Source organism: Sphingopyxis sp., assembly GCF_016793825.1.
GTDB lineage: Bacteria > Pseudomonadota > Alphaproteobacteria > Sphingomonadales > Sphingomonadaceae > Sphingopyxis.
In genome coordinates this window covers 57,853-83,741 of record NZ_JAEULM010000023.1, presented here as the reverse complement: position 1 = coordinate 83,741, position 25,889 = coordinate 57,853, and the positions used below count along the sequence as shown (strand labels likewise).

The window sequence follows — 25,889 nt, the reverse complement described above, 5'->3', positions numbered from 1 at the left end:
GTCACATAGCTCAATCTTTCCCGTGCCGGATGCCATCCGTATCCCGGCGACAACAGGGAATAAGACTATGAAGACTGCTTTCAGCACCTCCATCATCGCGCTTGGTACAGCGCTCGCCACATCCGGCTGGGCCGCTCCCGCCTTCGCTCAGGAAGGCGCAAGCGACAGCGACTCCAGCACGATCATCGTTACCGGCACGCGCCGTACCGACCGGACCGTCGCCGACAGCACCGTGCCGATCGACGTCATCAGCGGCGATGCGCTGCAGAACAGCGGCACCACCGAAACCAATCGCCTGCTGAACAACCTCGTTCCATCCTTCAACTTTCCGCAACCTTCGCTGACCGATGGCACGGACTCGCTGCGCCCCGCGACACTGCGCGGCCTCGCGCCCGATCAGGTGCTGGTCCTCGTCAACGGAAAGCGTCGCCACCTGTCATCGCTGCTCAACCTCAACGGTTCGGTCGGCCGCGGATCGGCAGGCGTCGACATGAACACCATTCCCCCGCTTGCGATCGACCGCATCGAGGTGCTGCGCGACGGTGCATCGTCGCAATATGGCTCGGACGCGATCGCGGGCGTGATCAATATCCAGCTCAAGAAACGCGAAGGCGGACGCGCTCAGGTCAGCTACGGCAAATATATCACGACGATGGAAGATGTGGCGGTGGTCGATACCGTGTCGCCCACCACGGCTGCTACCGGCGATCCGGCGATCACCTTCACCGGGAATGATCGCAAGCGCCGCGACGGCGGCACCACCACCTTCGCGACCAATATCGGCTTGCCGTTCGGCGACACCGGTTATCTGAATCTGACCGCCGAATATAAGGATCGGTCGCCCACCAACCGCTCGGGCGCCGACCTGCGCCGCAACTATGCGGGCATCGGCGACCCGCGCGAGGTAACGATCGACCGCTACTGGCATCGATACGGCGACGGCGCGTCCAAAGATCTGAACTTCTTCTTCAACGGCGGCATGGACGTCGGCTCCAGCTTCGAAATCTACAGTTTCGGCAGCTATGGCGTACGCGATGGCAATGGCGCGGGTTTCTACCGCCGCGCCCTTGACGTCCGCAATGCCGACTTCTCCAACGGCGGTTTGCCCTTCTATCCCGACGGTTTCCTGCCGATCATCACCAGCGAGATCCGCGACATCGCGATTGCAGGCGGCATTCGCGGCGAAGCAGCCGGATGGAACATCGACCTGTCGGCCAACTATGGCTCCAACCGCCTGAACTATGGGATCGAGAACACGTTCAACACCTCGCTCGGCGGCCGCGACAGCCCGCGCAAGTTCAACGCGGGTGGTCTCAGGTCCGGTCAGACGTCGATCAATTTCGACGCCAATCGAGGCATCGACTTCGGGCTCGGCGACACGACGCTCGCGCTTGGTGGAGAGTGGCGCAACGAAAACTACAAGATCGTGCCGGGCGAGGTCGCAAGCTATGTCGCGGGGCCCTTTGCCTTCACCAACGGTGCGGCGCCGGGTGCACAGGTCTTCCCCGGCTTCTCGCCGACCACGGCCATCGACAAATCGCGCGACAGCTTTGCAGGCTATCTCGAACTCGACGCCGATATAAGCAAGATGCTGAACGTGCAGGCGGCGGGACGCTATGAACATTTCTCGGACTTCGGGGATACGGTGAACGGCAAGCTCGCCGCTCGCGTGGAGCCCGTGGAAGGGCTTGCCCTGCGCGGTTCGGTATCGACCGGTTTCCGCGCTCCCGGCATGGCGCAGCAATTCTTCTCGACGACCTCGACCAACAACGTCGGCGGCACGCTGATCGAAATCGGCACCTTCCCGGTGGCGTCGCCGATCGCCGTCGCGCTCGGCTCCCAGCCGCTGAAGGCCGAAAAATCGCTGAACTTCGGCGGCGGCGTCGCGTTCAACATGATCGATGGGCTCAGCCTGACCGTCGACTACTATCGGATCAAGATAAGGGACCGCATCACGCTCACTGAAAACCTTCAGGGAGCGGACGTTGTCGCGATTCTCCAGGCGGCGAATGTTCAGGGTACGTCCGCGCGTTTCTTTATCAACGGGATCGACACGCGGACACAGGGCCTCGACATCGTGGGAAGCTATCGTGTCCCCGATTTCGGCCTCGGCACCCTGCGGCTTAACGTCGGTTATAATATCAACGATACGAAGATCACCGATCGGCGGACCTTCTCGGCCTTTACCGCGCAGCGGCTGTTTGCACGTCAGGAAAGCATCCGCCTGACCGACGGCCAGCCGTCGAACAAGTTCAACGCGGGGCTGACCTGGGATATCGGCGCCTTCGGGCTGACCCTGAACGCCAACCGGTACGGCAGCGTCCTTCTGCCCGACAGTGTGACGACGGTTGCTGCCAATGGTCAGGCGGTGACCGCTACCAACCCGGCAATCCGCGACGACATCCGTGTTGCCGGCGGGGACGCGCCCGGCGACATCACCCTGTCGCCGAAATGGGTCGTCGACCTTGAAGTACGCTACAAGCTGATGGACAGGATCGAATTCGCCGTGGGCGCCAACAATCTGCTCGACGAATATCCGGATCGGCTGCCGTTCGGCGTCGTCGACGGTGTGAACTATGGCGTTAACAACAGCTTCCTGCCCTATTCGTCCCAGTCGCCCTTCGGCTTCAGCGGGCGCTTCCTCTACGGCCGCATCGCGGTCGACTTCTAAGGACAGCGACGCCTTCGTGCAAAACGGTCAAGGCCGGAGGGTCACCCCTCCGGCCTTGTCCATATCCAGCTTCCGGTCACGACAGCCGCGATCACCGGCGCCATCACCCATGGCCAGGGGGAAAAGATGGCCGCCAGGACGATGCTGAAAGCGAACGCCAGCGTCGCCGCGACTTTGCCCTTCCGGCTGATCGCGCCCTTCTCCCGCCACGCGACGATATGATGCCCGAAATGGGGATGGGTCAGCAGCCATGCCTCCAGCCGCGGTGACGAGCGCGCAAAGCAGAAGGCGGCGAGGATGACGAAGGGCACCGTCGGCAGCAACGGCAGGAAAGCACCGATCGCGCCAAGTCCCAGCGAAGCCCACCCTGCGACCAGATAGAAATGCCGTTTCATCACCGATTGGCTTAGCGGAAATCAAACCGCGCGCCAGCCGGCAATTCCGTCACTTCGGCAAAGACCGGGGCAACGAACCGGGCAGGAAGGCTTACCCGCGACCGATCAGCTTCTGCGCCATGCGGTCGGCCACCACCGACGCCGGCGTCGCATTCGCTCTGCTCTCCGCCCAGATTTCGGCGAGCCGTCCCGGAATCTGATGGATGCGGCTTTCCACCTCTTCGCGGCTGCCCTTTCCCAGATATTCCAGCGCGACATTGATGATGCCGCCGGCGTTGATGACATAGTCGGGGGCGTAGACGATACCGCGATCATGGATGCGTTGGCCATCCGCCGCGGTCGCAAGCTGATTGTTCGCACCGCCCGCCACGATCGGGACGCGCAGCCTCTCGATGCTCCTTTCAGTCAGGATCGCGCCAAGCGCATTGGGGCTCAACACGTCGGCCTCGATCTCCATGATCGCCGCCGAATCGACAAGGTCGGCACCCAGTTCCTCGGCAAGCGCCTTGGCGCGGGTCAGGTCCACGTCGGCAAGCGTCAGTTTCGCTCCCTCGGCGGCCAGCCGCCGCGCGACGCCGCCACCGACGCTACCCACGCCCTGAATCGCGACGCGCACGCCTGCGGCGCTGTCGGACCCAAGGCCTTCCTTGATCGCAGCCTTGATCCCCAGATAGACGCCAAGTGCGGTAAACGGCCCCGGATCGCCGCCCGCGTCAGCGCCGCTCGCGACGGGCAGCCCGCTGACATGCTTCGTGTGCTTCGAAATCTCGACCATGTCGGCGTCGGTGATCCCGACATCCTCGGCGGTCACATAGGCACCGCCCAGCGATTCGACCGCCCGGCCGAAGGCTGCGAGCAGGTCGGGCGTCTTGCCGCCATTCTCGTCGGCCAGGATCACGCCCTTGCCGCCGCCCATCGGCAGGCCCGCCATCGCATTCTTGTAACTCATGCCGCGCGACAGGCGCAGCGCGTCGGTGATCGCCGCGGAACGCTGGGGGTAGTGCCAATAGCGCACGCCACCTGCACCGGGGCCAAGATGGGTGGAATGGACGGCGATGACGGCCGTCAATCCGCTCGCCCGATCGCGGAACATATGAACATGTTCATGATCGTCGAAATCGGCGAAATCCCAGACAGCGGACATGGCAAGAATCCTCACGTTAAAAAATTACGCAAAGATGTAATAATCAAATAGGTGCGCCGAGTCACGCCGTTTCGGCTGCCGTCCGCCGGCTCGCGACATTTGCGAAGAATGGGGCGACCAACGGGGCTCGAACCCGCGACCTCCGGTACCACAAACCGGCGCTCTAACCAACTGAGCTATGGTCGCCACATCAGCGACGAGAGTGCGCAAAGCAGCCTCGACAGCGCGCGGCGATAGGCGCGGCCGCCCCCTTTCGTCAAGCATTGTTCGCGAGCGATGGCCTCACTAAAAGCGCAGCATGGCTGACAATGAACAGGTCGACATGACAACCTCGGGCGCCGACTGCGCTGCCGATCGGCTTGCGGTCGTTCCAGGCATCCGGCGTTCGCCCTCGCCAACGCTTCAGCAGTTCATGCTTCCGCGCTTCCTCGATCCCGAGGCCTGCATCGGGCTAATGGCATTGATCGACGGCAACGCCCGCCCGTCGACAATCGCCGACCCCAATGGCGACGACGCATTTCGCACCAGTTCGACGTGCGACCTTGACCACCGAAACCCGCTCGTCGTTACCGTGAACAACCGGCTGCACGAACTCGTCGGCATCCCGCTTGAATATGGCGAGCCGCTGCAGGGCCAGCGCTACGACGTGGGAGAAGAGTTCAAGGCGCACACGGACTATTTCGACCCCGACGGCGCCGATTGGGAAACCTATTGCGCGATTCCGGGCCAGCGGAGCTGGACCTTGATGGTCTATCTCAACGAACCGGCCGCCGGCGGCGCGACGCGCTTTTTATCGACCGGCAAGATGCATCAGCCCGAAACCGGCAAGCTGCTCGCCTGGAACAACATCCGTCCCGACGGCACCCCCAACCCCGAAACGCTTCACCATGGGATGAAAGTGCGCAAGGGACGCAAATATATCATCACCAAGTGGTTCCGCGAACGCCCTTGGCCGTGGGCCCACGGCGAACTCGGCTGAACCCCGTCCGCATCGGGCGAAGCCGGAAGCCCCTGCAGCAGGACAAGCCCGCCCCGGCAAGCGCCTTGACGTCGCCCGACACGAACGGTGGCCAGATTGACTACCGAACGAGCCGGTACTGAAAGCTGAGCGTCAGCGTATTCGCGACCTGTCCGGGTTCGACCGGAGTCGCCTTGCCGGCGGCATCCATCGCCTGCAATCGTACCATCGGCATCGGCGGCTGAGCGCCGAAGCTGCCTTCGCCGATAGACACCAGCTCAACGCCACGATAGCCCGCAAGCTTGGCATAATCTGCTGCCTTGGCCTCGGCCGCTTTGATCGCACTGCCGCGCGCACCGACGAGCTGCGCATCGGGGTCCTTCATTCCGAACCAAGGGCCGTCGACATTGGTCCCGCCCGCCGCGACCAGCGCATCGAGCAACGGCCCGATATCATCGATCTTCGACGTCGTCGCGCGGACGCTGTTCGACACCTGATATCCGAGGAAGCGTGGCGGCTGGCCATCGCCGCGATTATTATAATCATATTGCGGCGACAGATTGATGCCGTTCGTCTGGATATCCTGCGCCTTGATCCCGCGCGCCTTGGCGGCGGCGATCAGCTTGTCCATCGCTGCGGCGTTGAGGCGCATCGCTTCGACCGCGGTCGGCGCGGTCGTCGTCACCCCGGCGCCGACAGTCGCCTGATCGGGACGCGAACGCACCTCCTCGCTCACCGAAAAGCTTAGGATCGGCCCCTGCGTCGTCGCTGTCGTCACGGTCGAACCTCCTTGCTGGGCCACCGCCGGGGCCGCGGCCGCCAACATCAGTCCGGCCGTCATAGCGGTGAGCATTTGCTTCGTCATTTCATTCTCCTGTGAACCGGAGTTCCGGCATTCGCTGATCTCCACTCCGTAACGCTGACGGAGCGGACCCGTTCCGGCCTTTGCATCCGTCGCGCTTGCATGAGGCTGAACGGGTCGCTAGCCCGCCGTTCATCATGGCAGCACCGATCTTATCATATGAGGGCCTGGGCCTCGTGCAGGGCAGCGGTTGGCTGTTCCAGGATCTCGACATCTATATTGGCGCGCGCGACCGACTGGCGCTCATTGGCCGCAACGGCGCGGGCAAGACGACGCTTCTGAAACTGCTCGCGAACCGCATCGACGCCGACAAGGGCAAGCGAACGATCGTCCCCGGCACGCATGTCGTGATCCTCGAACAGGAACCCTATCTATCGACGTTCGATACGTTGATGGACTACGCGACCGCCGGCCCGGACGCGCCCGAGGACCACGCCGTCGCAGCGATCGCCGACCAGCTTGGCATCGACATGAGCCGCACCGCGAGCAGCGCCTCGGGCGGAGAACGCCGCCGCGCCGCGATTGCCCGCGCGCTCGCGCAGGATCCGGACGTGCTGCTGCTCGACGAACCGACGAACCATCTCGATCTTGCGGCGATCGACTGGCTCGAAAACTGGCTGTCGCGCTACACCGGGGCTTTCGTCGTCATCAGTCACGACCGCACCTTCCTGACGCGCCTGACCCGCCAGACCCTGTGGCTCGACCGCGGCAGTATCCGCCGCAAGGAGATCGGCTTCGGCGGCTTCGACGAATGGACCGAAGCGGTATTCGCAGAGGAAGCGCGTGCGGCACAGCGGCTTGATTCGCGGCTGCGGCTTGAAGCGCACTGGCTCGAACGTGGAGTTACCGCCCGGCGCAAGCGCAATCAGGGTCGGCTTGAGAAGCTGAAGGAAATGCGCGCGACCCGTGCCGCGATGATTGGCGGGCCGGGGGTCGCCAAGCTCGGCCTCGCCAACGACGATGTCCGATCGAAATCGGTAATCGTCGCAGACCATATCACCAAGCGATTCGGGGACCGTACGATCATCAGGGACTTCGATTTTCGCGTCCAACGCGGCGACCGCATCGGTATCGTCGGCGCGAACGGGGCCGGCAAATCGACCTTGCTCAAGCTGCTTACCGGCGAGATCCAGCCCGACGAGGGCACGGTCACGCTCGCGCCAACACTCGACGGTATCGTCATCGACCAGCAACGCAGCCTGCTCGCCCCCGACAAGAGCGTGCGCGACATTCTTGCCGACGGTGGCGACTGGGTCGAAGTGCGCGGCGTCAAAAAGCATATTCAGGGCTATCTCAAGGATTTCCTCTTCGATCCCGCAATTGCGGAGGCAAGCGTCGGCGCGCTTTCTGGCGGCGAACGCTCGCGCCTGCTCCTCGCGCGCGAGTTCGCCCGCGAATCGAATCTGCTCGTCCTCGACGAACCAACCAACGATCTGGACCTTGAAACGCTCGATCTGCTTCAGGAAGTCATTGCCGACTATGAAGGCACCGTGCTGCTCGTCAGCCACGACCGCGACTTCCTCGATCGGACCGTGACCGTCACGCTCGGTCTCGACGGGTCGGGCAAGGTGGACATCGTCGCGGGCGGCTATGCCGATTGGGAGGCCAAGCGCGTGAAGCCTGGCGCCACCAAAACGAAAGCCGCAGCGGCCGCCCCGCCGCCGCCTCCGACCGCCCGCAAAAAGCTCAGCTACAAGGACCAGCGCGACTATGACATGCTGCCGGGCCGGATAGAGGAGATCGAAAGGGAAATGGCGAAGATCGAAACCGACCTTTCCGACGGCGGCCTGTTCACACGAGACAATACGCGCTTCACCGCGCTGACCGCAAAGCTCGACGCGCTGCGCAACGAAAAGGCGGCGGCGGAGGATCGCTGGCTGGCGCTGGCGGAAGAGGTAGAGGCGCTCGGATAAAAGCCGTCCGCGTTGGGCGTGATCAAGGCCTTGCGGCCGATCTCGGATTATCGTCATCGCGTTCCATAGAATCGTGCCAGCCGATCGAGCGCCAACCCCAGAACCAGCTTCCCGGACCGCGACGGCCAACCCAGCGCCTTCTCGGCGCCGCCAATACCCTCGCCCGCGCAGACAACGCGCCAGCAGATATCGGCGAGTCCAGGCCCGACCTGATCGATCGCGGCATGAAAACGCCGATGCGCATCGATCCGCGCCAGCGAAGCGTCCAACGCCCGTCCCCCGCCACGGCTCTTCGCGGGGGGCGCCGCGTCCCACCGCATCGTAACGCGCGCGGACAGTCCGGCACGCTCATAATCCGCGCGCAACCGTTCGCCCGCCGCGAGTTGCCCCGCAGTGAGCATCCCGCGCGCGGCAAGCCAGGCAATCGGGCTTTCCGCGATATTCACCGTGACGCGCCGCATCGTCTGCGACCCGATCTTGTCGGGATCGAGGCCATCGTCGGGATGGATCCGTGTTGCGAGTCGGCGTTGGGTCATGCGATTCTCCTTGATGGGTACGCCGCGCTTGACATTGGATTATTTTGTAGGAAAGAAAAAACCGATTTGGTTATTCAAGGATAGGCTATGATCAACAGCATCCGCGCCGTCCGCCGCGCCAAGGGCCTGACGCTCGAGGAAGTCGGCCAGCGCTGCGACCCGCCCACCACCGCCCAGACGATCGGCCGCCTAGAAACCGGCACACGCACGCTGTCGCTTGGCTGGATGAACCGCATCGCCCGGGCGCTGGGGGTCGAGGCCGCGGAACTCGTGCAGTTGCCGCAGGATACGCAGCTCACCATCACCGCGCACCTTGGCGCGGAAGGCGCACAGGCGCCGACGCGCGTCGAACAGGCGCTCACGGCACGCCCGAACGAAGATATGCTCGCCGTGCGCGTCACCTCGTCGATCGGCGATTATCGCGCCGGCGACGAAATCTGGTGTCGCCGGATCGAGACCGACTGGGCGGCGGCGTTGAATCGCGACCTCCTCGTGCCAAGGCCGGCGGGCCGCTTCTTCTTTGCGCGCCTGCTCAACGTCGATGGCGAGAAGCTCCATCTGCTCCCGCTCGGTACTGGTCAGCGGCAACAGGTCGTCAGCAATCCACCATGGGCCGCCGTCGCTGTCCGCTTGATCCGCACCCTTTAAGTGCCCGCCGAACGGCCCCTGCGCGTCCTTTCGATCGCGACGCTGTTCCCCGACTGCGCGCGACCGAACTTCGGCCTGTTCGTCGAGAAAAGCCTGCGCGCGCTCGCGACGCGGCCGAACGTCGCACTCACCATCGTCGCACCTGTTGGCCTGCCGCCCTTCCCGCTTTCGCTCCACCGTCGGTACCGTGCACTGCGCGATCTTCCGACATTCGAAGAGTGGGGCGGCCTTACCGTCCACCGTCCGCGTTTCAGGCTGATCCCGCGCTATGGTGCGCGCTTCAACCCCGCTCAGGTCGCACGTGCCGTCTTGAAGGCAGTCGACCGCCAGTCGTTCGATATCGTCGATGCGCAGTTCTTCTATCCCGACGGCCCCGCTGCCATGCAGGTCGCGGCTGCGCTCGGCCTGCCCTTTTCGGCCAAGGCGCGCGGTGCCGACATCAGCCATTTCGGGCATGATCCCGCCACAAAGGCATCCCTGATCAGGGCGGCCGAAAAGGCGGCGGGTCTCCTCGCCGTATCCGATGCGATGCGGCGCGACATGGCGGCACTTGGCATCGATCCGGCAAAGGTCGCGGTTCACTATACCGGCATCGACACCGCCCGCTTCCATCCCGGTGATCGCAAGGCCGCGAAGGCCGCACTCGGCATGGGCGATGCGCCCGCTATCCTGAGCGTCGGCGCACTGATCGCGCGCAAGGGACAAGCCCTCGTCATCGACGCGCTGCCGATGCTGCCCGGCGCGCACTATTGGCTCGCAGGAGCAGGCGAAGAGGAAGGACGCTACCGCGCTCAAGCGGAGCGGATCGGGGTCGCCGACCGCGTCCATTTTCCCGGATCGGTGGCCAATGCCGACCTCCCCCAACTCTATCGTGCAGCCGACGTCGTGGTCATGCCCTCGGCAAGCGAGGGGCTCGCCAATGCGTGGGTCGAGGCGCTTGCCTGCGGCACGCCCATCGTCATCAGCGACGCCGGAGGCGCCGCCGAACTCGTCACGTCACCGCATGCCGGCCGGATCGTCGAGCGGACGCCAGAGGCCATTGCCGCCGCCGTGCGCGCGATCCTTGCCAACCCGCCCTCGCAAGGCGATGTGGCCGCCAGCCTCGACGGCCGGTTCGATTGGGACCGAAACGGCCGCGAGCTTGCGGACCATCTCCACCGCTGCGCTGGCCGGTCGTAGGACGGACTCCGGCGTCAGCCGGAAAAGCTACACCACCGCGCCGTCGTCCTTGCGCTCGATGCGTTCCGCACCGGCGGAAGCTGCACTGGTGCGCGGCACAAAGCTGTCAGGGCCAACCTTCAGCCATACGAGGATCGGCGCCGACATATAGATCGACGAATAGGTGCCGATGAAAATGCCGAGCAGCATCGCCGCAGTGAAGCCAAAGATCACATCGGGTCCAAAGACCAGCAGCATTGTCAGCGCGATCAGCATCGAAAGGCTGGTCATCACCGTCCGCGACAACGTCTCGTTGAGGCTGAGGTCAAGCAGCGGGATAATCTCCATCTTGCGATATTTCTTGAGATTTTCGCGCACACGGTCGAACACCACAATCGTATCGTTGAGCGAATAGCCGATGATCGTCAGCAACGCCGCCACGATGTTGAGGTCGAACTGCATCTGCGTCAGCGCAAAGAACCCGAACGTCAACGTGACGTCGTGGAACAGCGCGAACAGCGCCCCGACCCCGAACTGCCATTCGAACCGTACCCAGATATAGATCGAGATGCCCAGCATCGCGAGCGCGAGGCTGAGCGCGCCGGTCCGGATCAGTTCGTCCGACACCTTCCCCGAGACAGTCTCGACCGATCCGGTTTTGGCCGTCGGAAACGCCTTCTGAATGCCCTGAACCAGTTGCTTGCCCGCGCGGTCGGCGGCAGCCTTGTCGCCTTCGGGAAGGGCGGTACGCACCGATACGGCCTTGTCCGACCCGAATTGCTGGATCGTCGGCTCGCCGAGCCCGATGGCGTCAACCTTTTCGCGAATCACGTCGATCGACGGCATCGCCTGGGTGAATTCGACGCGCACCGACTGCCCGCCGACGAAATCGACGCCCAGATTAAGTCCGCGCACCGCGACCAGCACGATCGACAGCACAATCGAGACGAAGCTGATCGCCATGGCGATGTTCCGCCATTTCAGGAACTGGATGTTCGTGTCGTCCGGAACGAGTTTCAGGAGACGCATGGTTCGCTCCCTTTCCTTAAATGTTGATCGACGTCGGGCGCTTCGCATGCAGCCAGCGGGCTGCAAACAGGCGCGTGACGGTAACGGCGGTGAAGACGCTGGTGACGATGCCGATGGTCAGCACCACCGCAAAGCCCTTGATCGGGCCCGACCCGAACCAGAACATCAGCGCCGCGGCGATGACGTTGGTGACGTTCGCATCGAAAATCGCACGGCTGGCTTCCGAATAGCCGAGTTCGACGGCCTGGAAGACTCGTCGTCCGCGTTTCAGTTCCTCGCGTATGCGCTCGTTGATCAGCACGTTCGCATCGACCGCCGCCCCGATGGTCAGCACGAAACCGGCGATGCCGGGGAGCGTCAGCGTCGCATTGAACGCCGCCATCGTCGCGATGATCAGGAAGATGTTGAAGAACAGCGCGATGCACGCATAAATGCCGAAGCGGCCGTACACCACCATCATCAGAACCAGCACCGCGACCGTGGCGATAATGCCCGCGATGGCGCCCTTGCGGATCGAATCCTTGCCCAGTTCGGGCGTGACCGTGCGTTCCTCGACGACCGTCATCTTCACCGGCAGCGCACCCGAACGCAGCGAGATCGCAAGATTGTTCGCGCTTGCGACGGAGAAGCTACCCGAAATCTGCGCGCTGCCGCCCAGGATCGGTTCGTTGATCGACGGCGCCGACAGAACCTTGCCGTCCAGGACCATCGCGAAACGCTTGCCGACGTTCTGCGCGGTAACTTTCGCGAAGGTCGCGGACCCACCCGAATCGAACCGGATGGTGACGACCGGCTGACCCGACTGCGGATCATAGCTTTGCTGAGCATTGATCAACTGTTCGCCGCTGATCATCACCTGGCGGCGCAGCACTTCAAACGGTGCACCGGCACTTGCGCCTTCGGCATAGGGGACAATTTCGCTACCCACCGGTGCCCTGCCCGCGGCGGCTTCGTTCGGATCGGCGTTGGGGTCGACCATCCGGAACTCGAGCCGCGCGGTCTTGCCGATCAGGTCTTTGAGTTGCTGCGGATCCTGAAGCCCCGGAACCTGCACGACGATGCGATCGTCGCCCTGGCGAATGATCGTTGGCTCGCGCGTGCCGAGGGCGTTGACTCGCTTGTCGATGATGTCGCGCGCCGTATCCATCGCGTTGGCGATCGCCTGCCGCTGGCCCGCCGCGGTCGGGGTCATCACGATGCGCGTCGTGTCGACAATGTCGATGCTCCAATCGCGCTGCCCGGTCATGCCGGCACCCTGTGTCTCGCTGAACAGCCGGTCACGCGCAGCGTCGAGTTTCGACTGATCGCGAACCAGGAAGCTGATCTTGCCGCCCGCGGTCGATAGTTCGCCGATCGCGATATCGTCGTCGGGACCGCGTTCGCCGCGCATCGCGGTTCGCACGGTCTTTTCCATATTCGCCAGCTGTGTCTTCTGAAGATCGGCGACGTCGGCCTCGAGCAACAGATGGCTGCCACCGGCAAGGTCAAGGCCCAGGTTCACCTTGGCCTGCAGGAAACCCGGCAGGTTCTGGGTGATTCTTTCAGGGACGAAGCTGGGAATGGAAAAGACGATGCCCAGCACCAATATGATACTGATGCCGATAGTCTTCCAGCGCGGGAAATCGAGCATGATATGTTCCGGTCAGTCTGGCGGCGCCGCGACCGCGGCGCCGGGGTCTCAGTCGTTCGCGGGCTTTGCGCCGGGCTGAAGAACGTCGGCGATGGTCGATTTCACGACCTTGATCTTCACCCCTTGCGCGATTTCGACGTCGGCGAAATCATCATCGACGCGCGTCACCTTGCCGACGATGCCGCCACCGGTCACGACCTGATCGCGGGGCTTCACTGCCGCGATCTTGGCGCGATGTTCCTTGGCCCGCTGCTGCTGCGGGCGGATCAGGAAAAACCAGAAAACGACGAAGATCAGCAGATAGGGCACCAGCATGATGAAACCGGCGGCCCCGCCCCCGGAACCAGCCGCCTGGGTCAGAAGCAGATTAGTCGACATGAATGAAAGACTTTCTCGTTGCAGCATCGGCTGTTCCAGAGCGGAACGCCAAGCAAAAATATGGCGCGGCGCCTATCACGCAGGGGCGTGGCGCGCAACATGTCGCTGCATCCCTCCCCACGGCAAGCGCCGTCGAAATGGGAAGCTCGACGGCCAGATCAAGAGCGCGGGCGAAGATTGCGCCCACGCGCGCTCCATCGCCCATCGCCGCTTGCATCGGCGCCCAACCCGCGCTAGGGGCCTCGCCTGCCCAAAAGGGCCGGTCGGGACGTAGCGCAGCCTGGTAGCGCATCACACTGGGGGTGTGGGGGTCGGAGGTTCGAATCCTCTCGTCCCGACCAATTATTTCAACAACTTAGCTAAACCTACCCGGCGCAAATCAGCGCTCGGGCAGGCTATGGGCGGGCTGCGAAGCCCTACCCCAGCCACTACCAATCGTCGCGTGCCGCTTTGCTTTGAACGCATTGCGCAACGGTTGCCGCTGAACCGACAAACGCCTCTTCAGCCTTGCACCATTGCGAGCCAGCCCACTTACCTATTGGATTCCAACCTACGTTGAACTGGTCGTTGAACCGCTCGAGGTTGGTTTGCTGGATACGAAAGCGCCCTTCTCTCGCTTCGAACGTGAAGCGACTTCGTATCTTCCAACGCGGCATGCTACCATACTCAATGGCGCTGTTAGCGACGATAATGCCGCCGTCCAAATCAGCGTTGATAATGAGTTGGCCGCCGACAGCACCCGACGCTAAGTACTGAGAAATGCACGTTTGGGCTCGGGTCGCGATTTCACGCGCGGTGCCGGGAGTTTGATACACTTTACTTGCGACTTCCCTCAGATACTCGGCAGCCTCGGCGTTTGTCGTCATCACGCCGCTCAATGCAATTACCGTCACGATTTTCAACGCATACTTAAGTTGGCCGTCCACCTACCCATTCCCTACCCAATAGTGGGCCTCGGAACGCGCGAATCATTTCATCGCTGATTTGCTTGAAATTTTCGTTGTTCAACGACGAATGTTCATCGCATCAATGAGGCGACGGAATAGAGTTACGGAGTGTAGAACATGAATAGCGACCGCGTATCCGATCAACTTCGCTACATGACGGTGCGCATTCTAACTGCAAGGGACAAAACGACGAACTGGACGGGCGCTGGCACCGGCTTTTTCTACCTATTCCAGAAGGGTGACAAGCAAGCTCCGATACTCGTTACGAACAAGCACGTTTTGGATGGTGCGGCGACGGTCGGACTAACGTTCCATGTTACGACCGATGAAAACAAAACGCCCGCTTCCGGTCCCGGCAGATTGATCGCATTTTTCGAAGAACAGATTCCCATTCTTCGTCATCCTGACCCTAATGTGGACTTAGCGGCCATACCGCTGGTGGGGATTATGAACCATGCTCGCGAAGCCGAAGGATGGCAGCCCTATATTCGATGCTTGGACAAATCGCATCTACCTTCGGCGCAAACTGTCGCCGATTTCGGCGCGCTGGTCGATATATTGATGGTCGGATATCCCACCGGACTAGTCGATTCAGTGAACAATTTTCCTGTCGTGCGCCGTGGCCTTACATCGACGCCTTACATTAGCGACTATCAGGGGAAGAAAGAGTTTTTGGCCGACATTCCGGTCTACGGAGGCTCGTCAGGTTCGCCGATCTTCGTTCTTAACGAAGGCTCGTTCGCGACCGCTAATGGAATTACGGTGGGGTCGAGGTTTGCACTAATCGGCGTACTCTATGCCGGACACACCGAAACGATAAACGGGCAGATTGTCGCAGAGCCGGTCCCAACGAATATTGGTCCCGTCGCCAAGGTAACGCACATCATCAATTTGGGCCTATGCATAAAGGCGAAGCTCATCGAAGATTTGGAAGCGCAAATTCCCGATTGGTAACAAAAAGCCCCGACCACGCATGGCATACCGTGGGCGGGGCAGTCGGGGGTAGCGAAGGAAGGTGCCCCCCTGACTAGCCGGACGGCAGGAAGGGAATCCGCTGTCCGATTTGGATGCGCTCCTTCGGCGACATTGCCCACAGTGGGGCTGCGAGAAGCGGGATCGTGTCTAGGTCGATCGCATCGGCCCCTGCCGCGCTGACGGCGTCGGCAATCGGCTGCGCGGGGTCCGTCAGCCCGATCAGCGCGCATAACCGAAGCGCGGCGCATACTTCACCCGATTTTCCGAAGCAAAGCTTCGGCCCTGCGCCGCCGCATACAAATATTGGCAAAATGCGCTCGACCGGATCGGCAGCGCCAGAGGCAGCGGCGCATCGCGCGCCGCTGCCTCTCCGGGTGGGAACCCGGACTCAATGCGCGTGCGGCTGAGCCTCCTCCGGCCCTTCCTGCGGCGGAGCCGAAGCCCGCGCCTTCCGCATCGCTTCCAGCTCGGCCTTGTCGACAAAGCCGTCGCCGTTCGCGTCGAGATGCTTCATGAACGCCTCGACCTTCTCGGGCGAGGCAAGCGAGGGATCACCCTGCCGTTGCGCCCGCATCTCGGCCATCTTCGTGATCTCGGCCTTGTCGAGCTTACCGTCGCCGTTGCTATCCATCATCGCGAACATCCGGCCGCCGTCCTGCGGCGGCTGGGCGGCGGCGATCGCTGGAAACGCAAAGCCGGCTGACACGGCAATCATCGTCAATATCTTCATTTCATGTCCTTTTGATCACATCGGCAGGCGTGCCGAACGGCCCCGACGCGGACATGGGGTCGGGAATGTCGCAAAACTATGGCAGGCGGCCTCGGCTTGTCACGGACGAAGCACGACTTTTCCCACAACCTCGCGACGCTCGATCATGGCAAAGGCATCGCGCCAGTCCGCCAGGTCGAGCGCGGCGTGGACGTGCGGCCGAATTCTACCAGTCGCCGCCAACGCATCGACCGCTGCGACATTCTCCGCTCCGCGCGCCGGAAAGCGACGGCCATATTCGCCCGCACGGACGCCGACGACGGAGAAACCCTTGATCAGCGGCATGTTGACCGAAACCTCGGGGACACGCCCCGAGGCAAAGCCGATCACCAGCAACCGCCCACCGAACGCAATGCAGCGCGTCGATTCGTCAAAGATGTCGCCGCCCACGGGGTCGAAGATGACGTCCGCCCCTTTGCCCGCCGTCAACGCCTTCACCTGCTCGCGAAATCCGGGGGTGGCCGCAAGGATCGCATCGGGCGCGTGCAGCCGCGCGATCGCGCCGCGCTTCTCTTCGCTGCTTGCCGCCGCGATGACTTTGGCTCCCAGCGCTTTCGCCAGATCGACCGTCGCCAGTCCGACCCCGCCCGCCGCGCCATGCACCAGCACCCATTCGCCTGCCTCCACCCGCGCACAGCGGACGAGCGACACATAGGCGGTGAGATAGGCGACCGGATAGGCGGCGGCGGCCTCCCAACCAAGGGCGGCAGGCTTGCTCCGCAGCGATACCGCCGGAACGACGCTAAATTCGGCCATCGCGCCGAAGCGGTTGCCGCCGACCACCGCGTCGCCCGGGTGCCAGTCGCCCACGCCCTCCCCCACCGCGTCGACCTCGCCCGAAAATTCCAGCCCCGATACGAACGGCAGGTCGGGCTTCAACTGATAGGCACCGCGCGTCATCAACAGGTCGGGGAAATTCACCGCGGCCGCGCGCACACGAACACGCACTTCGCCCGGCCCGGGAACCGGCTCGGGCAAATCCACCAGTCGCGCGCCGGCGTGATCGGGCAGCAATTCGCGCACCTGCAAAGCTCGCATCAAGAAACGCCTTTCCTATTATGTACCCATATGGTTTGTTTATACTATCCAATAAACCAAAGGAGCGAATCGTGCCACAACGCGACCCATCAAACTGCGACGCCGACGCACTGATCGATGCCGTCATCGACCGCGAAGGCCGCTATGTAAACCATCCTGCCGATCGCGGCGGTCCGACATGCTGGGGAATCACCGAAGCGGTTGCGCGATCGCAGGGTTATGAAGGGCCTATGCGCGACCTGCCACGCGCCGAAGCGACATCGATCTATCGCCGCATCTACTGGCTGCGTCCCGGCTTCGACAGGATTGCCCTCCGCGCCTCGAAAATTGCCGCTGAACTGTTTGACACCGGCGTCAACATGGGCACCGGCACCGCGGCCGCTTTCCTCCAGCGCGCGCTCAACGCGCTCAACCGCGCCGCGCGCGATTATCCCGACATCTCCGTCGACCGCGAGATCGGCCCGCGCACGCTGTCCGCGCTCGACGGCTTCCTGACGGCGCGCGGCAAGAGCGGCGAGACCGTGCTGCTCCGCGCGATGGAGGCGCTGCAGGGCGAACGCTACATCGCCCTCGCCGAACGCCGCCCGAGTCAGGAGGCGTTCCTCTACGGCTGGCTCGCCAACCGCGTCGGTCTGGACGCCCCCTGACGGCTCGCCATTGGGCTGAACTTTACTGAACTTTGACCAAATAGGAGCATGAAAATGAGCATCATCGAAGGTCTAATCGGCCCGGTCGCCAAGCTGATCGACAAGATCATCCCCGACCCCGAAGCGCGCGACCGCGCCAAGCTCGAACTGCTGAAACTCGAAGGAAGCCAGGAGATGGAGGCCATCCGGACGCAAATGACCGCGATCGTCGCCGAAGCCAACAGCGCCGACCCATGGACCAGCCGCGCGCGGCCCAGCTTTCTCTATGTCATGTACACGCTGCTGCTGTGGGCGATCCCGATGGGCTTGATCGCGGCGGCACGGCCGGAGATGGCAAAGAGCATCGCAGACGGCATGAACGCCTATCTGGCCGGCATCCCCGAACCGCTCTACGCGCTCTTCGGCACGGGCTATCTCGGCTACACCGCGGCAAAGGCATGGGGTCAGGCGAAAGGCGTGAACGGCTGAAAGCACCACCAAATTGGCCGTGTTCCCCCGCAAAGGCGGGGCAACGGCCTTTGAACGTTCACGCGGAGAGGCAATATTCGCGCAGAGACGCAGAGAAAAGGAGGGGCGCCAGAGCCGCCAAGCTGCTTATCCTCTGCGCCTCTGCGCGAATCCGATCCAAAATCGGCGTCAGCCTTCCACCACCGCCGCCAGATTGGCGAGCGACGAGTTCAGCCCCTCCAGATGGTCTTTCGCCGAAATCCCCGGCGGCACCTGATGCGCATCGATCGTCACCAGCGTACCGCCGCCCTTTCGCGACAGATACCAATGCATCGCCATCGTCCCCGAAAAACGGGGGTCGTCGGACTCGAACTCGACCTCCCAGACGATCAGCCGGCCGTCATCCAGCGTCGGGATATGCACCTCAACGATGTCGCTGTCGTCATCGCCTTTCGTTTCGACTTGCGCGTCGTCGAACGTCAGCCGCAGCCGGAATCCGCCACCGGCGCGCAGATCGCAATGATCGAACGTCCCGGTCGCCCCCTCGGGTGGCAACCAGCGCGCCAACATCGACGTGCTCGTGAACGCGGCAAAGACGTCGGGCAGCGGCGCCGCGATCAGCCGTTCGGAGTGATCGACGCGCCGCGTCTTTTTCGTCGGTTTCAAATGGTCGCTGCCAGAGCCGCGATCACCGCCGCAACCGCATCGTCTGCCGCCTTGCCGTCGGGGCCACCCCCCTGCGCCATGTCGGGCCGCCCGCCGCCACCCTGTCCGCCGAGCGCCGCAACAGCAGCCTTCACCAGATCGACCGCACTATGGCTGCCTGTCTTGTCGTCGGTCACCCCGACCGCAACCGAGGCGCGTCCGTCGTTGACCGCAACCAGCATCGCGACGCCGCTGCCGACCTGCTTCTTCAGCCCATCGACCGTGCCGCGCAGTTCCTTGGGGTCCAGCCCATCGACAACCTGCGCAAGGAAGGCGGTATCGCCCACCTGTTCGATCGCCGGCCCCGCGGCTGCACCGCCACCGCCGCCGCCCATCGCCAGCGCCTTTTTGGCGTCGGCAAGCTCCCGTTCGGCTTTCTTCAGGGCTTCGGCCAGCGCCGCGACGCGCGCCGGTACATCGTCGGGCGCGGTCTTGAGCGCCGCGGCGGCAGCCTTCAACGCCTCGTCACGACCGTTCAGCCACTGCCGCGCAGCCTCGCCGGTCAGCGCCTCTACGCGCCTTACCCCCGACGACACGGCGCTTTCGCTGACGATCTTGAGCAACGCGATATCGCCCAGCGCGCGGACATGCGTGCCGCCGCACAACTCGACCGAATAGCTGCGATCGTCGGCCGCCCCCATGCTCAGGACGCGCACCTCGTCGCCATATTTCTCGCCGAACAGCGCCATCGCGCCCGCCGCGATCGCATCCTCGGGCGTCATCAGCCGCGTCGTCACGGCTTCATTGCCGCGAATCTGGGCGTTCACTTCGGCTTCGACATCGGCGATTTCTTCAGGCGTCAGCGCCTTGGGATGCGAAAAATCGAAACGGAACCGATCCTCGGCGACCAGACTGCCCTTCTGTGTCACATGCCCACCAAGCCGGTTGCGGAGCGCTGCATGCAACAGGTGGGTCGCGCTGTGATTGGAGCGAATGCGATCGCGACGCGCGGCATCGACGGTCAGTTGCACGGTATCGCCGACCTTCAGGCGGCCCGCCTCGATCCTTGCCTGATGCGTGTGCAGACGGCCGAGCGGTTTGCCCGTGTCGCTGACGAAGGCCTTGGCGCCCTCCAACGTGGCGATCGTACCGGCGTCGCCCATCTGGCCGCCGCTCTCGCCATAAAAGGGCGTCTGGTTGGTCAGCACGACGACGGTTTCGCCGGCCTTGGCCTCGTCAACCCGAACGCCGTCCTTGACGAGCGCGATGACTTCGCCTTCACCCGCGGTCGCGCCATAGCCCGTAAATTCCGTGCTGCCGTTCGCTTCGGCAAGGTCGAACCAGATTTCGTCCGAAGCCTTGTCCCCGCTTCCCTTCCAGGCCGCGCGCGCCGCCGCCTTTTGCTGCGCCATCGCCGCATCGAAGCCCGCGCGATCGACCGAGATATCGCCGGCTCGCAGCGCATCTTCGGTGAGGTCATAGGGAAAGCCATAGGTATCATACAGCTTGAACGCGACTTCGCCGGGCAAAGTATCGCCCTTGCCCATGCCAACCGTCGCCTCGTCCAGCAGGCGAAGACCCTTATCGAGCGTCTGGCGGAACTTCGTTTCTTCGCGCTCCAGCGTCTCGGCGATCAACGGCTGCGCACGGATAAGTTCGGGATAGGCCGCGCCCATCTCGGCCGTCAGCGACGGCAGCAGCCGATGCATCAGCGGATCCTTCGCGCCCAGCAGGTGCGCGTGGCGCATCGCGCGGCGCATGATCCGGCGCAGCACATAGCCGCGCCCCTCATTCGACGGCAGCACGCCGTCGGCCACGAGGAAGCTGGATGCGCGCAGATGGTCGGCGATGACACGATGGCTCGCTTGCGTGGCGCCTTCGGCCGGAACGCCGGTCAGGTCTACCGACGCCGCGATCAGCGCCTTGAACGTGTCGGTGTCATAATTGTCATGGACGCCCTGCAGCACCGCCGCGATCCGCTCCAGCCCCATGCCGGTGTCGATGCTCGGCCGCGGCAAATCGAGCCGCTCGCCGCCCGGCAACTGCTCATATTGCATGAACACCAGGTTCCATATCTCGACGAAGCGGTCGCCGTCTTCTTCCGGCGATCCCGGAGGCCCACCCCAGATATGGTCGCCATGGTCATAGAAGATTTCGCTGCACGGGCCGCACGGCCCGGTATCGCCCATCGACCAGAAATTATCGCTGGTCGGGATGCGGATGATGCGATCTTCAGGAAGGCCCGCGATCTTTTTCCAAAGGTCGAAGGCTTCATCGTCGGTGTGATAGATGGTGGCGGTCAGCTTCTCCGGCGCGAGGCCCCAGGTCTTGGTGATCAGCGTCCAGGCGTGATGGATCGCCTGCTCCTTGAAATAATCGCCAAAGGAAAAATTCCCCAGCATTTCAAAGAAGGTGTGATGGCGCGCGGTATAGCCGACATTGTCGAGGTCGTTGTGCTTGCCGCCCGCCCGCACGCATTTCTGCGACGAGGTCGCCGTGCTGTAAGGGCGCTTTTCAAGCCCGGTGAAGACATTCTTGAACGGAACCATCCCCGCGTTGACGAACATCAGCGTCGGGTCGTTATACGGAACCAGCGGGGCCGAAGGTTCGATATGGTGCCCCGTCTCCCCGAAATAGTCGAGGAAAGAGCGGCGAATGTCGTTGGTCGATGTCATGCGCGCGATCTAGTGCGAGACAGCGCTTTTCTCAAGCACTACGCGCGAACCCGCGGCCATCCCCTAACGCCGGCACAGACGATCCAGTTCTTCGTCACTCATCCCCTCTTCGTCGATCAGCTTCTGCGATACATAACGCACATCATATTGCGAAATCTGATATTTACCTTCGGCAACGCGATAAACCAGTATCCCGCCACATGTGCCGGCAATTCCCGGATGCGAACTCAGGACCGAAAAAAATGCATAGGCACCCGGATAGCTCGCATCGGGCGGATTATTGAGCCATGCGTCCAATCTTGCGGTGAAGCTGCCGGTTCCCGTTTGGTGCATCTTCGCTTCACCGCTGAACCGGTTCATCTCTTCCGTCGTCGCTTCCAGTTGCGGGTCCATCAGCGCCGCCAACGCGCGCGCGTTCCCAGCGTCGAGGTAGGTCAGGAAGCGCGTGACGAACTGCGTCGCGGCTGCGACGTCGGCCGCACTCGCTTTCCAGTCGGCCGGCACGGGCTTGTACGGATCGGTAGCCGGATCAAAGCAGGAGAAGCTCTGCCGAAAATCCTTGATGACCGTCACGCCGCGCGCGACGTCGATCTGGTTATCGAAAAAATAGCGGCCGAACCGGACACTTTGCTTCCCGCATTTCTCTGCTGCCAGCAGCTTGATCCGATCAATGACCGGCGTGAACTCGTTCGCGTCGATAAATGTAACGGTCGCGGCATAACCGCGCCCCGGAACAACCTCTATCTTGATGTCTGGCGAACCGGATGCCGCCGCAAGCAATGCAGCCACGAAAATCGTCGCCATCAATATTCCCCCACCGATTCACGTGTTGCCAGTCCGGCCCCACCTGCCGCTCCGCGATTCGCTCGCGGTGCCCCCGCACGCAGCCGTGCGCGGGCCGATGGCGTCATACAAGCCGAAATTTTATCGATATCAAAAAGCTGTCGCGATCCCCTTGCCCAGATAACAGGGCAACTGGCGCAGCACATCGGCTTTCGGCACCCCGTCTTCTAACAGCTCTGGCGGCACTTCAGAGGTGTCGATCCGCACGACGGTGAAGGGAGTGCCGGGCACCGTCCGATGAACCGCGACATATCCGCAATCCATCGTCCCGTCCTTGCGATCGCCACGAAAATCGAACGCGGCGTAGAGACCGGGTGGCTGGCCCGCAGGATCGAGATACCAGCTCAGCCGCAAGATGCGGATCTTTCCGTCCGCCCACAGCGCTGGGCGTTTTCGCAGGTTCATTTCCCATTCGAGTCGCGGGTTCGATGCCTGGAACGACAGTCGCAGCATCGCGTACGCTGCCGCGAAATCACGCTTTGCAAGCGCCATCGTATAGGAGGCGAAACGGTCGACCGCGGCTTCCTCGTCGGTCGGCGACGGCGCGAAAGCCACGCCCTCCGGGGCGACGATCTCCCGCTCGACCTCCGGCGCCACCAGCGGCGGTGCGGCAGATAACGCCGGGCCACTCGAAAACAAAGCCGCGATCGCCAGAAGAGTGCGACCTCTGGCCTTGCGATCAATAGCCATAATAGGCGCCGCCCTTGTCCCGCGCGCGCCGCCAGGCCGCCCGGTCATGACAGCGGTTCACGAAATCGGCGAGCTTGGGATAGCGCGGCGCCATCCCCTGCATGATCGCGATCTCGGCCGGAAAGCTCAGCATGATGTCGGCGGCCGACAGGCTGTCGCCGATGAAGTGACCGCTCGGGAGAAGGCGATCTTCCATATAAGAGAAATGCGAATCGAGCTGCTGTGCGATCCTCGGCTCGAGCACCGCCGCCGCCTCACCGATCCGCGCCGTGTACAGCCGAAGCAGGATCGGCGTCATCGCGGACCCCTCGGCAAAGTGCAGCCATTCGAGGTGGGTGGTGTGATCGTCGGTACCCCGTTCAGGAACCAGGTGCCCGCCGCCATGCCGCTCGCACAGATATTCGGTAATCGCTCCCGATTCGGTAATCACGCGACCGTCGTCCTCGATGACGGGCGATTTGCCTAGCGGATGCACCGCGATCAGCGCGGACGGCGCCAGGTTGGTGATCGGATCGCGGTCGTAATATTTGATGTCATAGGCCGCGCCGATTTCCTCAAGCAGCCACAGGATGCGCTGCGAGCGACTGTTGTTGAGATGGTGTACGATCAGGCTCATGGCGCGTCTCCTTCGTGGACGGGATAGGAACCGTTGCGGTCGATCAGCGCTGCGAGCTCGCGGACAAGCTTGGCCCCCAGGATCGCCGTGACATCACCGATGTCACGGCCGGGATGATATTCGACGATATCGGCTCCGACGATCGGCGCTGTCTGCTTGTGCAATATGGCGAGTACCTCGCGCACCGTCAGCCCCCCGGGCTCCGGGTGCGCCACGCCCGGAGCGGCCGAGGGGTCGATACCGTCGAGATCGATCGAAATATAAAGCGGCCCCTCGAGGACTGGCACGGCGTCGGGCGTGAACCCCGCCATCGGCACGACTTCGACCCCGAATCGCTCGGCTTGCTCACGGCAATGCGCATTGAGCGTGCGGATCCCGACCTGTATCAGTCGCTTTGCATGACCAGCCTCGCAGATCCGCGCGAAGGGCGATGCATGGCTGCGCGGATTACCGCCGAAATCATCGTAGAGATCGGGGTGGGCATCAAAATGGAGAATGTTCACCGGCCCGAAGCAGATCGCCGCCGCAACGACAAGCGGAAAGGTCACCGCATGGTCGCCGCCCAGAGCAAGGGGAACTTCGCCATCTTCCTGAAGCATTGCGACATGACGGCGGATGGCCGCATCGTCGCGCGCCGTGTCTTCGCTGAGCGGCAAATCGCCATCATCGGCGAAGGCAATGTCGATGCCGATTTCGGGACCGAGTTCGCTCGCGAGATTGCCGCGATCGCTCCGAAGGGCGGCCCGGATGGCACCCGGTCCACCGGCCGCACCGCGCTCGAAACTGCTGTTGATGTCGGTAGGTAAGCCGAAGAGGCGGATCGCAGGCATGATACACTTGTAGTCGCTGGCCGACCCTGCGCAAGGCGCAACCATGCGGGAAACAACGGCAGGCGGGCCGACCTGCATGAGAGGGGCATGTGCAAATCTATAGCGGCCCGCCGCCGTCAGCCGACCGATCCGTTGGAGTACAAACCGGCCGGATCACCATCAATTGTCGTTGTCGTCGCCGTTGTCGTCAGGACCGGCCATCATTTCCTCAGCCACGGCGTCGGTCCGGCCGCGGATCGCGGCTTCGAGGCGTTCGCGAAGCTCGGGATTTTCGGTCAGAAAAGTCTTCGCATTTTCGCGGCCCTGGCCGATACGGATCGAGTCATAGCTGAACCAGGCACCCGATTTCTCGACGAGCCCGGCCTTGACGCCGATGTCGAGAATTTCGCCGATCTTCGAAATGCCCTGCCCGTACATGATGTCGAATTCGACCTGCTTGAATGGCGGCGCCACCTTGTTCTTGACCACCTTCACCTTCGTGGTGTTACCCACGATCTCGTCGCCATTCTTGATCTGGCCGGTACGACGGATATCCAAGCGAACCGAAGCATAGAATTTGAGTGCGTTTCCGCCCGTCGTGGTTTCGGGATTGCCATACATCACGCCGATCTTCATGCGGAGCTGGTTGATGAAAATCACCATGCAGCGCGAACGGCTGATCGAGCCGGTAAGCTTGCGCAGCGACTGCGACATCAGGCGCGCCTGCAGCCCGACATGACTATCGCCCATCTCGCCTTCGATTTCGGCGCGCGGAACGAGCGCCGCAACCGAATCGACGACAAGCACATCGATCGCGTTCGAACGCACGAGGGTATCGACGATCTCAAGCGCCTGTTCGCCGGTGTCGGGCTGCGACACGATCAACTCGTCGATATTGACGCCCAGCTTGCGCGCATAGACGGGATCGAGGGCATGCTCGGCGTCGACGAACGCGACCGTCCCGCCTGTCTTCTGCGCTTCGGCCAGCGTGTGCAGCGCCAGCGTCGTCTTGCCCGAGCTTTCCGGCCCGTAGATTTCGATAACGCGGCCGCGCGGCAACCCGCCGACGCCAAGTGCGATATCGAGCCCGAGAGAACCCGTCGAGATCGCCTCGACCTGCATCGCTTCCTTCGAGCCCAGCTTCATTACCGAGCCCTTGCCAAACGCGCGATCGATCTGCGCGAGCGCGGCGTCGAGCGCCTTCTGCCTGTCCGTTCCGTTCACTGATTTCCCCGATTCGACGAGTGATAATTGTCCGGCCATAACCGTCCCTTTCCAGCTCTAGAGCGACAGCATGAGCATCGCAACGCTGGACCCTATGTGCCACATTTGTTCTGCAGGAACAAGAGGGGAACAAATTAATCTCCCATCCTCCTTTTCATTCGTCCGGAAAAAGGTGAAGTCTTGGAGAATGTAGCAAGGAGAAGACCATATTCCGAAGGTCGCAGGGTGACGATACCCGGCCG

The 25,889-nt window shown here is 62.9% G+C and carries 25 protein-coding genes and 2 tRNA genes; 9 read left to right on the top strand and 18 right to left on the bottom strand.

Going from position 1 to position 25,889, the window contains the following annotated elements; translation table 11 throughout:
- The first annotated feature begins 67 nt into the window (after nt 1-67).
- Entirely contained in the window at nt 68-2,671 is a 2,604-nt protein-coding gene (locus JNM03_RS07625; RefSeq protein WP_294035818.1) for a TonB-dependent receptor, read from the top strand.
- Between the two features lie 41 nt (nt 2,672-2,712).
- Here JNM03_RS07625 and JNM03_RS07620 read toward each other — a convergent pair whose 3' ends face one another.
- The 3 genes from JNM03_RS07620 to JNM03_RS07610 form a co-directional block, all read right to left on the bottom strand.
- On the bottom strand, nt 2,713-3,066 hold the full coding sequence (locus tag JNM03_RS07620; protein WP_294035816.1) for a YbaN family protein: 354 nt from the start codon (nt 3,064-3,066) through the stop codon (nt 2,713-2,715).
- 91 nt (nt 3,067-3,157) lie between these two features.
- On the bottom strand, nt 3,158-4,210 hold the full coding sequence (locus JNM03_RS07615; RefSeq protein ID WP_294035814.1) for a Glu/Leu/Phe/Val dehydrogenase dimerization domain-containing protein: 1,053 nt from the start codon (nt 4,208-4,210) through the stop codon (nt 3,158-3,160).
- Nucleotides 4,211-4,319: 109 nt separating this feature from the next.
- Nucleotides 4,320-4,396, bottom strand: a tRNA-His gene (locus JNM03_RS07610).
- A 112-nt stretch (nt 4,397-4,508) separates the two neighbouring features.
- On the opposite strand from JNM03_RS07610, the gene JNM03_RS07605 reads away from it, so the two are divergent.
- Entirely contained in the window at nt 4,509-5,189 is a 681-nt protein-coding gene (locus JNM03_RS07605) for a 2OG-Fe(II) oxygenase (RefSeq protein ID WP_294035812.1), read from the top strand.
- Nucleotides 5,190-5,289: 100 nt separating this feature from the next.
- On the opposite strand, the gene JNM03_RS07600 is transcribed toward JNM03_RS07605, so the two are convergent.
- Nucleotides 5,290-6,033: an SIMPL domain-containing protein gene (locus JNM03_RS07600; RefSeq protein ID WP_294035811.1), complete on the bottom strand. Its 744-nt coding sequence runs from the start codon at nt 6,031-6,033 to the stop codon at nt 5,290-5,292.
- A gap of 134 nt (nt 6,034-6,167) precedes the next feature.
- Between JNM03_RS07600 and JNM03_RS07595 the strand changes: the two genes are divergently transcribed.
- The gene (locus tag JNM03_RS07595) at nt 6,168-7,943 is read left to right on the top strand and encodes an ABC-F family ATP-binding cassette domain-containing protein (protein WP_294035809.1); all 1,776 of its coding nucleotides are present in this window, start codon (nt 6,168-6,170) and stop codon (nt 7,941-7,943) included.
- A gap of 53 nt (nt 7,944-7,996) precedes the next feature.
- On the opposite strand, the gene JNM03_RS07590 is transcribed toward JNM03_RS07595, so the two are convergent.
- Complete coding sequence (locus JNM03_RS07590) at nt 7,997-8,479, bottom strand: DUF6456 domain-containing protein (protein WP_294035807.1); 483 nt, start codon at nt 8,477-8,479, stop codon at nt 7,997-7,999.
- Between the two features lie 87 nt (nt 8,480-8,566).
- Here JNM03_RS07590 and JNM03_RS07585 point away from each other — a divergent pair, with 87 nt between their 5' ends.
- Nucleotides 8,567-9,127: a helix-turn-helix domain-containing protein gene (locus JNM03_RS07585; RefSeq protein ID WP_294035805.1), complete on the top strand. Its 561-nt coding sequence runs from the start codon at nt 8,567-8,569 to the stop codon at nt 9,125-9,127.
- Nucleotides 9,128-10,306 (top strand): glycosyltransferase, encoded by a 1,179-nt coding sequence (locus JNM03_RS07580; protein WP_294035803.1) that lies wholly within the window; start codon nt 9,128-9,130, stop codon nt 10,304-10,306.
- Between the two features lie 27 nt (nt 10,307-10,333).
- Here the strand turns inward: JNM03_RS07580 and secF are convergent, their stop codons facing one another.
- The 3 genes from secF to yajC are packed head-to-tail and all read right to left on the bottom strand — an operon-like array spanning nt 10,334 to nt 13,322.
- A complete protein-coding gene (gene secF / locus JNM03_RS07575; RefSeq protein WP_294035801.1) occupies nt 10,334-11,314 on the bottom strand; it encodes a protein translocase subunit SecF in 981 nt (326 codons plus the stop codon).
- A gap of 16 nt (nt 11,315-11,330) precedes the next feature.
- Entirely contained in the window at nt 11,331-12,944 is a 1,614-nt protein-coding gene (gene secD, locus JNM03_RS07570; RefSeq protein ID WP_294035799.1) for a protein translocase subunit SecD, read from the bottom strand.
- 48 nt (nt 12,945-12,992) lie between these two features.
- Nucleotides 12,993-13,322 (bottom strand): preprotein translocase subunit YajC, encoded by a 330-nt coding sequence (gene yajC, locus JNM03_RS07565; RefSeq protein WP_294035797.1) that lies wholly within the window; start codon nt 13,320-13,322, stop codon nt 12,993-12,995.
- A 264-nt stretch (nt 13,323-13,586) separates the two neighbouring features.
- On the opposite strand from yajC, the gene JNM03_RS07560 reads away from it, so the two are divergent.
- Nucleotides 13,587-13,663, top strand: a tRNA-Pro gene (locus tag JNM03_RS07560).
- An 87-nt stretch (nt 13,664-13,750) separates the two neighbouring features.
- Here the strand turns inward: JNM03_RS07560 and JNM03_RS07555 are convergent.
- Entirely contained in the window at nt 13,751-14,248 is a 498-nt protein-coding gene (locus tag JNM03_RS07555) for a hypothetical protein (protein ID WP_294035795.1), read from the bottom strand.
- 138 nt (nt 14,249-14,386) lie between these two features.
- Here JNM03_RS07555 and JNM03_RS07550 point away from each other — a divergent pair, with 138 nt between their 5' ends.
- A complete protein-coding gene (locus JNM03_RS07550) occupies nt 14,387-15,223 on the top strand; it encodes a serine protease (protein ID WP_294035794.1) in 837 nt (278 codons plus the stop codon).
- A gap of 409 nt (nt 15,224-15,632) precedes the next feature.
- On the opposite strand, the gene JNM03_RS07545 is transcribed toward JNM03_RS07550, so the two are convergent.
- Both JNM03_RS07545 and JNM03_RS07540 read right to left on the bottom strand, forming a co-directional pair.
- A complete protein-coding gene (locus tag JNM03_RS07545; RefSeq protein WP_294035792.1) occupies nt 15,633-15,974 on the bottom strand; it encodes an EF-hand domain-containing protein in 342 nt (113 codons plus the stop codon).
- Nucleotides 15,975-16,073: 99 nt separating this feature from the next.
- Nucleotides 16,074-17,051, bottom strand: coding sequence for an NADPH:quinone oxidoreductase family protein (locus tag JNM03_RS07540; protein ID WP_294035791.1), 978 nt, complete (start codon nt 17,049-17,051; stop codon nt 16,074-16,076).
- Between the two features lie 71 nt (nt 17,052-17,122).
- On the opposite strand from JNM03_RS07540, the gene JNM03_RS07535 reads away from it, so the two are divergent.
- Nucleotides 17,123-17,698: a glycosyl hydrolase 108 family protein gene (locus JNM03_RS07535; RefSeq protein ID WP_294035790.1), complete on the top strand. Its 576-nt coding sequence runs from the start codon at nt 17,123-17,125 to the stop codon at nt 17,696-17,698.
- Between the two features lie 54 nt (nt 17,699-17,752).
- Nucleotides 17,753-18,166 carry a holin family protein gene (locus tag JNM03_RS07530; RefSeq protein WP_294035788.1) on the top strand — a complete coding sequence of 138 codons (414 nt, stop codon included), beginning with the start codon at nt 17,753-17,755 and terminating at the stop codon, nt 18,164-18,166.
- Between the two features lie 168 nt (nt 18,167-18,334).
- Here JNM03_RS07530 and JNM03_RS07525 read toward each other — a convergent pair whose 3' ends face one another.
- The 7 genes from JNM03_RS07525 to recA form a co-directional block, all read right to left on the bottom strand.
- Nucleotides 18,335-18,811 carry an SRPBCC domain-containing protein gene (locus JNM03_RS07525; RefSeq protein WP_294035786.1) on the bottom strand — a complete coding sequence of 159 codons (477 nt, stop codon included), beginning with the start codon at nt 18,809-18,811 and terminating at the stop codon, nt 18,335-18,337.
- Nucleotides 18,808-21,465, bottom strand: a complete 2,658-nt coding sequence (gene alaS / locus JNM03_RS07520) for an alanine--tRNA ligase (RefSeq protein WP_294035784.1) — start codon at nt 21,463-21,465, stop codon at nt 18,808-18,810. Before alaS ends, JNM03_RS07525 begins: the two co-directional genes overlap by 4 nt.
- A 63-nt stretch (nt 21,466-21,528) precedes the next feature.
- Nucleotides 21,529-22,269 (bottom strand): hypothetical protein, encoded by a 741-nt coding sequence (locus JNM03_RS07515; protein ID WP_294035782.1) that lies wholly within the window; start codon nt 22,267-22,269, stop codon nt 21,529-21,531.
- Between the two features lie 129 nt (nt 22,270-22,398).
- A complete protein-coding gene (locus tag JNM03_RS07510; RefSeq protein WP_294035780.1) occupies nt 22,399-22,998 on the bottom strand; it encodes a hypothetical protein in 600 nt (199 codons plus the stop codon).
- Nucleotides 22,988-23,614: a glutathione S-transferase family protein gene (locus tag JNM03_RS07505; protein ID WP_294035778.1), complete on the bottom strand. Its 627-nt coding sequence runs from the start codon at nt 23,612-23,614 to the stop codon at nt 22,988-22,990. The genes JNM03_RS07510 and JNM03_RS07505 overlap by 11 nt, the downstream gene beginning before the upstream one ends.
- Nucleotides 23,611-24,444, bottom strand: coding sequence for an agmatinase family protein (locus JNM03_RS07500; protein ID WP_294035776.1), 834 nt, complete (start codon nt 24,442-24,444; stop codon nt 23,611-23,613). Before JNM03_RS07500 ends, JNM03_RS07505 begins: the two co-directional genes overlap by 4 nt.
- A gap of 159 nt (nt 24,445-24,603) precedes the next feature.
- On the bottom strand, nt 24,604-25,686 hold the full coding sequence (gene recA / locus JNM03_RS07495; RefSeq protein ID WP_294035774.1) for a recombinase RecA: 1,083 nt from the start codon (nt 25,684-25,686) through the stop codon (nt 24,604-24,606).
- Nucleotides 25,687-25,889 lie beyond the last annotated feature (203 nt).

Excerpts from the sequence above, each read along its gene's own strand:
- JNM03_RS07625 (WP_294035818.1), top strand. The coding sequence starts at position 68 with ATGAAGACTGCTTTCAGCACCTCCATCATCGCGCTTGGTACAGCGCTC.
- JNM03_RS07620 (WP_294035816.1), bottom strand. The coding sequence starts at position 3,066 with ATGAAACGGCATTTCTATCTGGTCGCAGGGTGGGCTTCGCTGGGACTT.
- JNM03_RS07615 (WP_294035814.1), bottom strand. The coding sequence starts at position 4,210 with ATGTCCGCTGTCTGGGATTTCGCCGATTTCGACGATCATGAACATGTT.
- JNM03_RS07605 (WP_294035812.1), top strand. The coding sequence starts at position 4,509 with ATGGCTGACAATGAACAGGTCGACATGACAACCTCGGGCGCCGACTGC.
- JNM03_RS07600 (WP_294035811.1), bottom strand. The coding sequence starts at position 6,033 with ATGACGAAGCAAATGCTCACCGCTATGACGGCCGGACTGATGTTGGCG.
- JNM03_RS07595 (WP_294035809.1), top strand. The coding sequence starts at position 6,168 with ATGGCAGCACCGATCTTATCATATGAGGGCCTGGGCCTCGTGCAGGGC.
- JNM03_RS07590 (WP_294035807.1), bottom strand. The coding sequence starts at position 8,479 with ATGACCCAACGCCGACTCGCAACACGGATCCATCCCGACGATGGCCTC.
- JNM03_RS07585 (WP_294035805.1), top strand. The coding sequence starts at position 8,567 with ATGATCAACAGCATCCGCGCCGTCCGCCGCGCCAAGGGCCTGACGCTC.
- secF (WP_294035801.1), bottom strand. The coding sequence starts at position 11,314 with ATGCGTCTCCTGAAACTCGTTCCGGACGACACGAACATCCAGTTCCTG.
- secD (WP_294035799.1), bottom strand. The coding sequence starts at position 12,944 with ATGCTCGATTTCCCGCGCTGGAAGACTATCGGCATCAGTATCATATTG.
- yajC (WP_294035797.1), bottom strand. The coding sequence starts at position 13,322 with ATGTCGACTAATCTGCTTCTGACCCAGGCGGCTGGTTCCGGGGGCGGG.
- JNM03_RS07550 (WP_294035794.1), top strand. The coding sequence starts at position 14,387 with ATGAATAGCGACCGCGTATCCGATCAACTTCGCTACATGACGGTGCGC.
- JNM03_RS07545 (WP_294035792.1), bottom strand. The coding sequence starts at position 15,974 with ATGAAGATATTGACGATGATTGCCGTGTCAGCCGGCTTTGCGTTTCCA.
- JNM03_RS07540 (WP_294035791.1), bottom strand. The coding sequence starts at position 17,051 with ATGCGAGCTTTGCAGGTGCGCGAATTGCTGCCCGATCACGCCGGCGCG.
- JNM03_RS07530 (WP_294035788.1), top strand. The coding sequence starts at position 17,753 with ATGAGCATCATCGAAGGTCTAATCGGCCCGGTCGCCAAGCTGATCGAC.
- alaS (WP_294035784.1), bottom strand. The coding sequence starts at position 21,465 with ATGACATCGACCAACGACATTCGCCGCTCTTTCCTCGACTATTTCGGG.
- JNM03_RS07515 (WP_294035782.1), bottom strand. The coding sequence starts at position 22,269 with ATGGCGACGATTTTCGTGGCTGCATTGCTTGCGGCGGCATCCGGTTCG.
- JNM03_RS07510 (WP_294035780.1), bottom strand. The coding sequence starts at position 22,998 with ATGGCTATTGATCGCAAGGCCAGAGGTCGCACTCTTCTGGCGATCGCG.
- JNM03_RS07505 (WP_294035778.1), bottom strand. The coding sequence starts at position 23,614 with ATGAGCCTGATCGTACACCATCTCAACAACAGTCGCTCGCAGCGCATC.
- JNM03_RS07500 (WP_294035776.1), bottom strand. The coding sequence starts at position 24,444 with ATGCCTGCGATCCGCCTCTTCGGCTTACCTACCGACATCAACAGCAGT.
- recA (WP_294035774.1), bottom strand. The coding sequence starts at position 25,686 with ATGGCCGGACAATTATCACTCGTCGAATCGGGGAAATCAGTGAACGGA.